This is a genomic window from Thermoleptolyngbya sichuanensis A183, assembly GCF_013177315.1.
Lineage (GTDB): Bacteria > Cyanobacteriota > Cyanobacteriia > Elainellales > Elainellaceae > Thermoleptolyngbya > Thermoleptolyngbya sichuanensis.
Genome location: NZ_CP053661.1, coordinates 1,884,733 through 1,897,683, shown reverse-complemented (window position 1 = coordinate 1,897,683; position 12,951 = coordinate 1,884,733). Strand labels below are relative to the sequence as shown.

Annotated in this window: 11 protein-coding genes; 2 read left to right on the top strand and 9 right to left on the bottom strand. The window is 55.0% G+C overall.

Going from position 1 to position 12,951, the window contains the following annotated elements; translation table 11 throughout:
- Positions 1-125 precede the first annotated feature (125 nt).
- Positions 126-1,307: a citrate synthase gene (locus HPC62_RS08015; RefSeq protein ID WP_172354665.1), complete on the top strand. Its 1,182-nt coding sequence runs from the start codon at positions 126-128 to the stop codon at positions 1,305-1,307.
- A gap of 1,033 nt (positions 1,308-2,340) precedes the next feature.
- Here HPC62_RS08015 and HPC62_RS08010 read toward each other — a convergent pair.
- The 9 genes from HPC62_RS08010 to HPC62_RS07970 all read right to left on the bottom strand — a co-directional run bounded on the left by HPC62_RS08010 (position 2,341) and on the right by HPC62_RS07970 (position 11,152).
- Positions 2,341-3,213, bottom strand: coding sequence for a hypothetical protein (locus HPC62_RS08010; protein ID WP_172354663.1), 873 nt, complete (start codon positions 3,211-3,213; stop codon positions 2,341-2,343).
- Between the two features lie 255 nt (positions 3,214-3,468).
- Entirely contained in the window at positions 3,469-4,485 is a 1,017-nt protein-coding gene (locus HPC62_RS08005; protein ID WP_172354661.1) for a PstS family phosphate ABC transporter substrate-binding protein, read from the bottom strand.
- A gap of 250 nt (positions 4,486-4,735) precedes the next feature.
- On the bottom strand, positions 4,736-4,921 hold the full coding sequence (locus HPC62_RS08000; RefSeq protein WP_172354659.1) for a hypothetical protein: 186 nt from the start codon (positions 4,919-4,921) through the stop codon (positions 4,736-4,738).
- 155 nt (positions 4,922-5,076) lie between these two features.
- Entirely contained in the window at positions 5,077-6,228 is a 1,152-nt protein-coding gene (locus HPC62_RS07995) for a DUF3747 domain-containing protein (protein ID WP_172354657.1), read from the bottom strand.
- Positions 6,229-6,680: 452 nt separating this feature from the next.
- Positions 6,681-6,974, bottom strand: a complete 294-nt coding sequence (locus HPC62_RS07990; RefSeq protein WP_172354655.1) for a DUF7734 family protein — start codon at positions 6,972-6,974, stop codon at positions 6,681-6,683.
- Between the two features lie 68 nt (positions 6,975-7,042).
- Positions 7,043-8,296, bottom strand: coding sequence for a cysteine desulfurase-like protein (locus tag HPC62_RS07985; protein ID WP_172354653.1), 1,254 nt, complete (start codon positions 8,294-8,296; stop codon positions 7,043-7,045).
- Between the two features lie 305 nt (positions 8,297-8,601).
- Positions 8,602-9,213 (bottom strand): DUF6391 domain-containing protein, encoded by a 612-nt coding sequence (locus tag HPC62_RS07980; RefSeq protein ID WP_172354651.1) that lies wholly within the window; start codon positions 9,211-9,213, stop codon positions 8,602-8,604.
- A gap of 177 nt (positions 9,214-9,390) precedes the next feature.
- Positions 9,391-10,269, bottom strand: a complete 879-nt coding sequence (locus tag HPC62_RS07975; RefSeq protein WP_172354649.1) for a hypothetical protein — start codon at positions 10,267-10,269, stop codon at positions 9,391-9,393.
- Between the two features lie 250 nt (positions 10,270-10,519).
- Positions 10,520-11,152 (bottom strand): hypothetical protein, encoded by a 633-nt coding sequence (locus HPC62_RS07970; protein ID WP_172354647.1) that lies wholly within the window; start codon positions 11,150-11,152, stop codon positions 10,520-10,522.
- Between the two features lie 778 nt (positions 11,153-11,930).
- Here HPC62_RS07970 and HPC62_RS07965 point away from each other — a divergent pair.
- Positions 11,931-12,416 (top strand): hypothetical protein, encoded by a 486-nt coding sequence (locus HPC62_RS07965; protein WP_172358834.1) that lies wholly within the window; start codon positions 11,931-11,933, stop codon positions 12,414-12,416.
- Positions 12,417-12,951: the final 535 nt, after the last annotated feature.

Genomic DNA, 12,951 nt, shown 5'->3' with positions numbered 1-12,951 from the left:
CAAATCGAGTCGCCGCCTTTGAAAGGCCTAAAGACTTAAGACATAGCTTAGAACAAACAAAACTGCCCCAAACTGGGTCGTAGAATAGCAAGCAACACATTCATAGTCGGGCGCACGGTGAAATTATGACGGCTTGCGAATACAGACCTGGTTTGGACGGGGTGCCCGCCACCCAATCCAGCATTAGCTTTGTCGATGGTCAGAATGGCATTCTGGAGTATCGGGGCATTCACATTGAGGAACTGGCGAAACACAGCACGTTTCTAGAAACCTCCTATCTGCTGATTTGGGGCGTGTTGCCCACCCGTGAAGAATTGGCAGACTTTAAGCACGAGGTGCAAACGCATCGACGGCTGAAGTACCGCATCCGCGACATGATGAAGTGCTTCCCAGAGAGCGGTCATCCGATGGATGCGCTCCAAGCCTGTGCCGCAGCGCTGGGGCTGTTCTATTCTAGGCGGGCGCTCGAAGACCCAGCCTACATCCGGGCGGCGGTGGTGCGGCTGCTGGCCAAAATTCCCACAATGGTTGCGGCGTTTCAACTGATGCGAAAGGGAAACGACCCTATTCAGCCCCGCGACGATCTGGACTATGCTGCTAACTTTCTCTACATGCTGACGGAGCAGGAACCTGACCCGCTGGCGGCGCAGATTTTTGATGTCTGCCTAACCCTCCATGCAGAACACACCATCAACGCATCGACCTTTTCGGCAATGGTGACGGCTTCAACGCTGACCGATCCCTATGCGGTGGTTGCGTCGGCCGTGGGGACGCTTGCCGGGCCGCTACACGGTGGCGCGAACGAAGAAGTAATTTTAATGCTGGAGGAAATCGGCTCCGTGGAAAACGTGCAGCCGTACCTAGAGACCTGCCTAGAGCGCAAGTCCAAGATTATGGGCTTTGGGCATCGGGTATATAAGGTGAAAGACCCCCGCGCCATCATTCTGCAAAACTTGGCAGAGCAACTGTTTGAGAAGTTTGGGCGCGATCACTATTACGATATTGCGATCGCCATGGAAAAGGCGGTCGAAGAAAAGCTGGGTCACAAGGGAATTTATCCAAACGTGGACTTCTACTCTGGGCTGGTATACCGCAAGCTGGGGATTCCGACAGACTTGTTTACGCCCGTGTTTGCAATCGCCCGTGTGGCGGGCTGGCTAGCCCACTGGAAGGAGCAACTCGAAGCCAACCGCATCTTCCGTCCTACCCAGATCTATACAGGCGACCACAACAAGCCCTACATCCCCATCGACGAACGCAATGGTTTCGTCAGCGACTCCCTGCTTCCAGAGCTAGTGGCTAAGTAAATTCCGGGGAACGTTTACGAAGTTCCTTGAGTTTTTGATGAACTTGAGAACAAGAGAGGGTTAAACCCCCTTGCGGAATTTATGGAGGCTTGAGATTATTTAATCAAGTGACGATTTTCAGGAACTCCAAACCTCTGGGCTTTACGTCTAGGGGTTTTTTATTGCTAATTTCCGATTTTCTGATGTGGCGTAGTGGGAATGACGCGACACCTCACGATATCCTATTTCGATAGATACTTTATTTCGATATCCTACTACAGACTACAGCACCACCCTATCTATTTCTGATAGCTTTCTGATAGCTTCACAATCTCTACACTAAGAGCTTAAAGTTGAGGATATTTGGAGCTAAGCGCACTTGGCTGGCAGATATTTCGCCTACCAGCCTTTGGAATACGCCAGAATTGATTCGGTGAAAGAATTCCGTGAATGAGTCCTCTACGGGTATATCCCACTTTTGTAACCCTCACCCTAAATCCCTCTCCCAAAGCGGGAGAGGGGCTTCCAATCTGGCTCCCCTTCTCCGTTTTTGGGAGAAGGGGTTGGGGGATGAGGGCAAACTTGCATAACAGGGATGCGCCCGTCCTCTACCTTAGGTGCAGAAGTGTTGAATCTTGATGGTAAAACTTTACAAAAAGCACTCTCAAGAGGCGGATTATTGAGAATGGAAGCAATAAGTAGGTCATTACAGGCAGAATTATAGATCTTTTGTACTGGATTCAGCTATGAACTTGCCCTGCTAACATTGCGTTCAACACTTCTGCCTTAGGTGATGTAGGGTATGCGTAGGTTATGTAGGGTATGCGTGGCTAAGAGCTAATTTGTAAAGGAGCCTGAAAGCCTTGTTAATCAAGGATTTCCGAGAAACCGCTTTTCCTGGGCAAACATGACCTCAAAGCCACACATGCCAAGAGTTTCAGGTTTCTTAAGATTTGCTTCATAAATTAGCTCTAAAACTTCGATAAAGCTAGCTCGATTCGTCCTCAGGGGGCGATCGCCCGAAATTCCTGTTGCTTTATCCCTGGAGCGTAGATTATGTCGGGGGTGCGTTGGGATCAAATTCCCATATGATGACAACTGTTGAGATGTTGCCCTTCCCTGGGACGACGTTTACGATGTCTACAACCTCTCCCTCAGACGTTCTTAGCTCATAGACTCGCCCGCCGCCATATTCCCCGATCTCTTCAAACGTAAACCCACGCGCTCCGTAAGTGTCTTGCAATCGGCTAAATACTTCCTCTGACCGCAGATCATTAAACCACTGCATCGTTTTGATACCAGGCATCAACTCTTCTGGGTCTTCGGAAACATAGAAACTGGCTGGGTTTCGGAAGACTCCTGGAAAGGGCTGGAGTCCAACACTTCCCTGAATGCCCTGAAGACTTGCCTGTAGCTCCGCCTGGAGCGCAGAGGGATCGAAACTGGCGGCAGCGGCGGCTGGGTCTGGATCGGGGGTGACGGCCGCTACTGGTTCGTTGAGTGCTGGGCTAGCCTCAGGCGTGGGTGACGCTTCGGGCGTGGGTGACGCTTCAGGAGTTGGGGTCGGCGAAGGGGTCGTCACTGGGCTAGGCTGAGGTTCGGGACGAACCGCCGGAACCGGATTGGGACGAGACGCAACAGGGGTGGGACGGGCCTGAGGAGTCGGTGATGGTGCAGGCCTGGGCGAAGGCGATGGAGTCGGGCGAGGCGGTGCTGCCAGAGTAGACAGTTGAATACTTTCTTCTTGAACTTCTTCGGCAGTCTCTTCGGGTTCTGGCTCTGGCTCAGAGGCGAGCGGTAGCCCCAGCACGAGTGCATGGAGCGCGACAGAGGCCAACAACATCGGCCGCCAGAACATCTGCCACGGCGAGGAAGACTTGTGAACTTGGAGTGTGGCGGCTGGCAGACGCGGAGTTGACCGTCCCATGATGAAAGAATGATTGGCTTGAAGAGACTGGGATGAATGTTGAAGGGCTTGTGAAAAAGCTTGTGTAGAAAAGGGCGCGAAGAGAGAAATTTGAGGGGGCGATCGCCCGCTTAATTGCGACGGTTGTCCATCTGTCTATCACCGTTTGTCTACCACCGATAGAGAGTCTCCCTGGAACAGACTCAAAGAAACTGCTCCAAGGAGACCAGAGACTAACCAATCAGCAAAGCGTTGAAAGCAAACCGTCAGGCGCTTCTATCGCTGAGCTTCGAGGCGCAGAAGTTCCTGGATGCTAATCCCAACAGTTTCCCGATTAGCAAAGCGGGTGCCGAATTCGTTGCGCTCCAGCAGTTGGCGAGCCAGCGTGTAGCCTTCGCTGGGCAGACGAACGTAGCCAACCTCATCCACAAGCTGAGGGCTGCTCAGGTAGAAGGACACAAACTGGCGAACTTCAGGGCGCTGTGCGGCGCGATCGCTCACGTAGATGAAGACAGGGCGAGACAGCGGTGTGTAGGTATTATTTTCTACAGCCTCGCGGCTCGGCGCGACAGGACGGCCATTGCCGTTGTCGATAGCCACCGACTTGAGGCGGTTCCGGTTTTCCTCATAGTAGGCAAAACCGAAATAGCCCAATGCACCCTGGTCTTGAACCACACCCTGCACTAGCACGTTGTCATCTTCGCTGGCGGTGTAGTCGCTGCGGCTGTCTCCTGCCTTGCCGTTGATAGCCTCGGTGAAGTAGTCGAAGGTTCCAGAGTCAGTTCCAGGGCCATACAGGTTCATGCGGACATTGGGGAAGCCGCTGCGAACCTGGCTCCAGTTGTTGATGGTGCTGCCCGGTTCCCAGATTTTCTTTAGTTCGGCAGTGGTTAGGCTGGTCGTCCAGGTGTTGCGGGGGTTGACCACAACCGTCAGCGCGTCATAAGCAACCGGCAGTTCGATGTAGTTGATGCCTGCCGCACGGCACTTCTCAATCTCAGATTGACGGATCGGGCGAGAAGCGTTGGAAATGTCCGTTTCACCCGCGCAGAACTTGCTAAAGCCGCCGCCTGTGCCAGAGATCCCAACGGTAACGTTGACATCCCGATTGATTTTCATAAACTCTTCGGCCATGGCTTCGGTGATCGGGAACACCGTGCTAGAACCGTCAATTTTGATCAGGCGATTTGTTTGTGAAAACACAGCAACGGGTACGCTCACCGCTGCCACTGTTGCAGCGATCGCTCCCAAAACCTTCACAAAGCGGTTTAACCGAACTCCGCTTGCCACCATAATGCTTGCTCTCCCAAAGGATGTAAGAAATGTCTTCTTCAACACAGGTAGCGTAGCGGCCGAGCGTTAAGAATTGATAATCCTATAGTGGGGTCTACGTTAAGAAATGGCGATCGTCGAGTTAAGGCGACAGAGCGATTGCAGTTCTGGCGATTTTGGGTTTTATGATTGGCGATTTTAGATTCCAGCAGGCGCTAGTCATCTGGAAATTGCCAGCAGGCGCTAATCATCTGGAAATTGTCAGCAGGCGCTAGTCATCTGGAAATTGCCAGCAGGCAATATATTCCACGCGAATACTGCCGCAGGTGCAAGGGGCTTCTGTGGAAGCAACCCATTCGCGATCGCACTGGCGGCAGTGGCAAAAAATATTGTTGTAGTTCGCCGCATCCAGCACGCGCTGCCATTCGGCGAGTTCTTCGGGCGTAAGGTGAGACATAAGGGGTTAGGAGTGTTGGGGTGTTGGAGAGAGACGGAAAAGGAAGAACGAAGAACGAAGAATGAAAAATAAAACCTCTTCCTTTTTCTGTTTTCTCTTTTCTTTTTTTCTCCCACCCTATCACTCCACCACTCCAAACACCGTTAGCGTTGTTGCTAATTGACTGGCACTACGGCCGCCTGCAAGTTTGCGCTGCTGAGTCGTTGCAGCATTTGATCAGCCGTGGCGCGATCGCGGAATAGACCCGCCTGCATCACAACCTGCCCATTAATCACTGTGCGGAATGCATCGGGCACAATAGAGCGCACACGAGTTTGCACGTCGGGAGAACTGCCATTCACTACCACCCGGAAGCTAAAGCCCAGCGAAGAGGCCAACGGCGACGCGGGTTGGGGTGCTCCGGTAAACACGGGAGGACGGGCAGAACCGACCTGACCGGGCGGGGTTTGTCCCAGTGGCATAGGCGGCAGCGACGGCACAGGTAGCACTGCCACCGATTCGGGTGCGCTGACCGATGGCGGCGGCGGTGGCAGAGGAATGCCGTTCACAATGGTCGGCGACCCGGTGCTGGGCACAGGTGCGGGTGTGGGTCGAGTCACCACAACGCCGGCGGCCGGCGGCGGCACAGGAATCTCAACTGGGGCAGAGCCGACGGGTCGAGACGGCTGAGGTGCGGGCGTAACTACGATTGGCGTAGGGGAGGGTGCGGGCGTTGTGGGACGCGGCGCAACGGGTGCAGGGTTCGTGGCGATCGGGCGCGAGGCACTGGTTAGCGCTGCTAGCGACAGGTCATTGGTCAGATACAGGTGCCCTAAAGGCTGCCCATTGAACGTGCGGCGGCTAAGATACCAGCCGGGGTTGAGCTGAATTCGGTTGAAGCCGCTGGCAGCGCTGCGAGATCGACCAATTTCCAACGTGCCGCTGCCGCTGCTGGGCTGGGCATAGAGGATGATTTGGTTGCCCTGAGTAACAGTGCGGAGGGTGTATTGCAGACCCAGATCCTGTCCGCCAACGCGCACCGAGTAGCCGTTGCGGTCGGTGGCGCGGGCGCAAATGCCCGTAAAGTCAAACCGGGTCATCAGGGCATCAACGGTGCCATTGCTCGATTCTTGCCAGCAGGCGCGGGCATTGCTGACCTGTTCCAAAATGGTGATGCGACTGCCACCTGCGCTGCCCAGCACCACAAAGCGGCTTTGGTCAACCTGGGTGTTGTTGAAGGTGGTGGCGATCGCCTGTTCGTTTAACCCACCCATGCCCAAGCTCAGGGCAGTCAGGGCGGTGAGGGACAACCAGTGTGGACGTTCCATACTCTCTCTCGATGTGGATGTTCAAGGTGTGGCGTTTTCCCTGATTCATAAGAGTGTGCCTAAAAGCGTAATCCTGAGTTCGGTAGATGGGCCGAAAATTCGACAAAGTTATCAAACTTTTCCACTGGGGACTTCCGCAGATCCGCAGAAATTTGCTCGAATTTTTAACGAGCAGCGAGATTGTTTGGTCTGTGTGCTAGCGCGATCGCACGCAAAAGCCAGGGGTCAATCTCCGCAGCTTGCCTTGCAAAGAAAGGGCGATCGCCACTGAGTTGACCACACTGCGCCCGGTTCAGGCGGTTTGCAATCCCTGGGTGAAAGCTTGTGAATCTAGTGACGCGGCTCCTGCTGTAGAAGTTTCGCCACAGGGAGAGAAAGTTTTTGCTCCCGTTCTAGCCCCCGTTCTAGCCCCTGTTTTAACCCCAGACTATAGCCCCGGTTTTAATCCCAGACTATAGCCCCAGATTGATCAGCAATTCCTGCATTTCGCCCCAGCTTAGCCCTTGCTGAAGATAGACCGGATTTGCCGGGTCATAGGGACCCTGGAGGCGATCGATGCTGAGAATCTCTGCATCTGGCGGCAGCACGGGAACGTCAGGATCGTAGGCTGTGGGGCGCGTTAGTGAACTGGAGAAGCCGCGAAAAATGGCGACCTGATCGTCTCCGTCGGCTGTGCGGGCAGTAACCAGCAGAACTTCGCTGGGGTGCTTGAGGGTGTATCGTTCTAGGCGGGTTCCGGGAGACATGCTGGGGTGAAGGCTCAGGGTTGCTTTTGGTTCAATACTGTATCACTCTGCTACCCTATTGCGCTTCTCTAGCTGCCAATGATCGGATCGAGAGCGGCAATCAGGCGATCGCACTCTTCCAGGGTGTTGTAATGCACCATGCTGACGCGCACTACGCCGTTTTGCTGCGCCAGTCCTAGGTCTTCGATCAGCCGTCGAGCATAGAAATCTCCATAGCGGATGCCGATATGATGCCGATCGATCTGCGGCGGAATCGTGGCGCTGTTGAGTTGACCGACCGTGAAGGCGATGGTGGGCACGCGGCGATCGCGGTCTGCGGTAGGGTCGCCCCAGAGTTTCACGCGGGGCTGGCGGTGGAGATAGCTGAGGAGGCGATCGCTCAACAGTTCTTCATGCTCGGCAATGCGGTCGAAGGCATCGCTGAGGCGAGCAGACAGGTCAGATGAGGGGCGATCGCTGCCATGCTGCACAGCCAGATCGCTCAGATAATCCACAACACCCGCCGCGCCATAGCTCAGTTCAAAATTCACATTTCCAGGCTGAAACTTGTAGGGAATCGTTTCCTGGCCGATGAAGTAGTGATTGATTCCCGGCATGGTCAGCAGGTGTTCCCGCTTGCCATACAGCAGCGCGTAGTGCGGCCCATAGACTTTGTAGAAGCTGAACACGTAAAAATCCACGTCCAGCGCCTGCACATCCACCCGGCGATGGGGCGCATAGGCCACGCCATCCACGCAGATCATTGCGCCGCGCTCATGCACCAAGTCAGCGATTTGGCGAATCGGGTTAATAGTGCCCAGGATATTGGAAACATGAGTCAGCGCCACCAGCCGAGTGCGTGGGGTCATTAGCTGTGCCAGTGTGTCCAGATCAAGCTGGAGCGTTTCTGGATTCAGGTTCCAAAACTTGACGATGATGCCCTGCTTCCGCAAGTCCAGCCAGCAGCCAATGTTAGATTCATGGTCGCAATTTGTGACGATGATCTCATCACCGGGGCGAAAGGTCTGCCCCAGGCACAACGACAAGATCCGCAGCAGCAGGGTGGTGGAACCGCCCATCACCACTTCGCCCGGCTCGGCGGCGTTGATTAGCATCGCGGCGGCTTGGGCTGCTTCGGCAACCCGTGCAGTCGATTGCTGCGACACGTTGTAGGATGCGCCAAGCTGCACATTGGTCGTCAAAAGGTAATCGCTGATGCGATCCGCAACCCGCTTCAGGGTTTGGGAACCGCCCGCATTGTCAAAAAACACCCACTCTCCTGCCAAAGCTGGAAACTGGGCGCGGACGTAATCAAGCTGGAGCGGACGAGCAGTCGTGAGCATGGCGAATCCTGGGATAGTTGGGCGATAGTTGGGTAGGACTTACGCAGTTGGACAATTTCTCGCGGGCGCAGCCTGCGAGAAATTGTCCAAAGTCCAGAAAGCTTATCGCAAGGGCGTAAGTCTGGTTAGGTTCAGAACAAGACCGTAAGAACCTAGTCCAGAATACCCGGCGATCGCCCCTTCATTCCCAATGCAGCCTCCCAATACCGCTTCCCAATGCAAGCTGCCAATGCAAGCTGCCAGTGCAAGCTGCCAGTACAACCTGCCAGTACAACCTGCCAGTACAACCTGTTTGCTCTACTGTCCTAATCCACCCAGACCACGCGCACAAAATGGGTTGGCTGTCCCCAGCGATCGCCCTGGTTTTCCACCGATAGAATCGCCAGGTTAAACGGAATTGCTGTCGTCAGGTAGCGCTGGGCAATTTGCCCTGCATCCGGCGCAATACTCGCCGCTGCCGTTGCTGCCAGCCCCAGTCCCAAAATCTGCCCCAGCGGATCTTTGGGTAGCACCAGTTGAGCGCCCATCAGCAGCCCCGCCGTCAGCAAGATGCCGACCGATAGATTCGTGCCGCAGCGGGGATGCACTGCCAAATTCCACTCGCCCCCCAACATTCGATGTAGCGCCGTCTGGGCTGCTCGCCGCAGTTGCTCAGTGTCCACCGCGCCGTAAATGTAGAAGCCCGTTTCAGTAGACATGCCACCGAGGCGATCGCCCATGCCGCCGTCTACCAACCCACCCGCCATTTCACTCAGCACCCACACCGTTGCATGTTCCAGTGCATGAACCTGGCGCACCGTCAGGAGTTCCTTTAACCCCGGCACAAACGAAAGCTGCCGTAAAAAATCAGCATCCTGCGTCGGCACAGGCGCAAAGCCGAAGGGCGCATGATTTGCGGTGGATGCAGTTGCAGTCATGACAATCTCCTTTAGAGAAAAAGCAGGCGTGTGCATTGAACTGAACTCTCTGCACACGCCAAATTGCAAGTAACGATGCAAAAGCTACGCAAAAAATAAGTAACTAAAGCTAGCAAGTCAAACGCTGCACACAGAACCCTGAAATCCGCAGTGCCCTGAAAGCAACTCAGGCCTGGGCTACGCACCCGGCACAGGCGGCGGCCCACCCTGCCCCACAGCAATCGGCACCTCTATGCCATACTGCTCTAACACCACCACAGGTTCCTCAGAGCCACGATTCATCTCGATTCGCTTCACCAACACCTCACCATTCGACAACCGCTGCCCCACTCGGACATAGCGGCTAGTCGGTTCGTTTGGAGCCTGCACAATTGCGTGGGCTGTGTTGCCTATCTGAATGACCCCCATCACCTTAACCGCGCGGGCCATAGTTGGCTGGGGCGGCGGCGGCGGGGCCGGGCGCTGAGCCGGGCCGTTTAGCGTTTGCCCCGTCAGGTTGGGAATTGGGGCCAGTTGTCCGGTTCCCGAAGGCGTACCTGTCCCCGCTGCCCCGATTCCTGTAGCCGCCCCCCCCGTACCCGCTTGACCGCCAGGCAGAGACGGAACACGCCCCGTTGCCAGCGGCGGCACTCGAACGCCCTGTCCCGCAGGTGTAACAAAGGGGCGAGTCGTTGCCCCATTTCGATTTGGGGACTCAACCACCACTGGTGTAACCGTAACCTGGGCAAAGGGATCGGGGCGATTGCGCTGCACTTCTTGAACACGCGCCTGGGGATTGGTAGAAGCGATGAGTTCGGGGGGCAGCGTGCCCGCAGGCAGCCCAGGAGAGGGAGCAGTTGCCGTGGTTGGGGCGGTGGCAGGAGCCGCCGGAACCGCAGCCGGATCAGCAGGCATCGCGTTTGGATCGGCTGCTGCATTAGGGTCTGCGGGTGCATTTGGATCCCCGACGGCTCCGGGTTCCGCAGGCGCGTTGGGGTCTGTGGGCGCTGTCGCCGCAGGCTCTTCCGGCGCACTCCTACAGCTTCCCAGCCACAGTGCAAGCGTTCCTAAAACCATAACCAGAGCAGTTCGGCGCATATCAGCCCCCAAAAAAACCTACAATCCTCTACGACCCGTCCACAATGCCAATTTCAAGATGCTAATTCACCAACCCACAAACCTGACTTGACAGGCTTGATTAATCCGCCTTAACACAACTCATCCGCTGATATCTATTTCCGCTGATATCTATTAAAGATACTGCAGAAACTTCGGATTTGGCTGAACTTCATCGGTTTAGCGACCCGCAGGGTTCTACTTTCAAGGACTAGCGCTGTGCGGCTTGCGTGGGCAGCGAGAAGGGGAAGGTCGCAACGGGCTGCTGATCGCTGACGGAGCCTTCGATCGTGCGGGTTGTGCCTTGGACGAGCAGCGTTAGGTTAAAGGGGATGCTGCCACCGCCCCCACCAGGGCAGCGAGTGAACAGATTCACTTCAATAGAAAACTGCCCCTGGGGTGCTCTGCCCGACGGCCAGAAAATATTTTCAATGGGGCTGGTGTTTTGCTCTCCACAGCCTGCGTTTGCGTCTACGTCGAGCTGGCCGCCAGAAGGCACACTGCGGTTGTAGTACGCAACTATGTTGCCCGATGGGTCGCGGACTGCCAAATCCAGATCGTCAGTCGTCGTCCACCGCAGCGTGACCTGAATATCGCCGGTGCCGAGGGTTGGTGTAGAACTGGCTTGGGCTGGGGGCGTAAAAGGCTGAGCAGAGGGGCAAATATCGGATAGGTCGATGAGCCGACCCGTTTGGGTGATCATGAAACAACCCTGGCGCTCCTGAGCCAGTCCAGCGGGCATAGCCACTCCTAGAACAGAGGCCGCAGCGGCGATCGCCAAGAGCCATTGGGCAGAGACAGGGATCGGAGTCGGGAAGGGGGTGGGTAAGGTGAATGGCTTCATGGGCTTTGGGCAAGTTGCAAGGGTGTTGGTGCTAGGGTTCCCATTTTGATTTAGAAGAGTTGCACTAGATTAAGATGCAGGCTGCTAGAGCGGATCAGGTGGAGAATTGAGGGCTGTGGAAAATTTGCACAGACTGAAAGCTGGAATAATACCCAACTTTTAGCGCAGAAGTTGCAGATTTTTTCAAAAAAACTGGATCTCTTGCTCAAAGATGAGCTAATGTTTGGTAGTTAAATCTTATTAGATGAATCTTGCCCCAGAAATTCGTTGCCATTTTTTAAAACTGTTTCAGCCCTGACGGATCAAGTTTTTGCTCAATTATCCCCAGTTTTTTTGAGTTGCAGCCTCAAGGCGCAAAAAGCTTTTTCACTGGCGACTTGCTTGGGTGTTGTACTTGCGGCTAGTAGTCATTTCTAAAAGGTATCCAAAGCGCTAAGTCTCAAGAAGCAGGAATGATTTTGGGTTGCTGTTTGACCATGTATGGATTTTTGCATCCCTACTAGCTTGCGGGGCTGCCCATAGTTCTTGAGGGATTCTTGAGACTGTAATCCTGAAGCTGTAAATTCCAAGTTTGCAAATTCCGAACCCCCGACCTGGTTTGAAAATTACTGCCCAACTATTGCCCAGCGCTTTGTAGTGTGAGGAAATTGGTATGAACCGTTGCGACGCCTTCTTATCCCGCAGTTTTCGTCAGCTTTATGCAGCGCTCGATACACTATCAATTGCCCGGTTCGGAGCCGTGCTGGGGGGGGTGGCCCTGTCGGGTGGGCTGTCGCTGATGGCAATTTCCGTAGGGATCGCTTCGCGAATCGCCCCAGCGCAGGCACAGGCGGCTTACGGCAGCTACGTGGGGATTGGCGGCTCCTTTGGATTAACCGAAGGCGACGATGCGTTTGGCGAAGATTCGGCTTCGGGAGCGGTGATTGCGGCCCGCTACAAGCTGCTACGAGTGCCTCTCTCCATTCGGGCGCAGTTGCTATTGAGCGATCGCAGCGCCTTTGTGCCAACGGTTTCCTACGATATTCCGCTGAATTGGCAGACAGATTTGTACTTGGGCGCGGGCGCGTCTATTATGTTGGGCGGTGGTGACAATACTTCGCCCATCGGCAATCAAAGTAGCTTTGTTCTGCAACCAGGTATTGACCACGCATTGCCCAACAGCAATTTGGTTCTCTTTGGCAACGCAATTTTCGCCTTTGATGGCTACGACGAAGGCAACAACGCCGCGATTTCAGTGCAGGGCGGGGTTGGTTTGCGCTTCTAGACCTTGGGCTTCTAGGATTCATGCTTCTGGACTTTGGGCAGCTCGCGACCGAAGTTCTGAAATCTATGCGCCCGTGAAAAGAGTCGTGCCGAGTGCCGTGCCGTATGTAGGCGTTTCGATCTCTCGGTCTAATGTGCCGTTCTGAAGGGCACGCGGGATTTCAGTTGCAAAATCCGCATCGCTTCACCTAGAATTCATACTCTATCCTGGTAGGTAGATATTCCAAACTAAAACGGCAAGGGGGTCGCTGGCGATCGCCCTCTATTTGACGCTGCGCCAGTTTCTCAGCGTGCCCTCTCTCAAAAGTTGGATCAAAACCTGGGCATAGTGTTACGTATGCGTCTCTCCAGAAAGAAATCCGACCCTAGAGTGGGATAGCTGGAGGCGGTTGCGATCGTTTGGGCGGAGGGTTTCAGCAGTTGCCCCTGTACGGGTTAGTGCAGCGCAGACCGTCTGAGGTGAGATAGAAGGAATGGACGCTGGCTGGGATTGCTGGAGCCAAGGGCAGATTCGCGTTGCTTGGGCGGGCGGATTG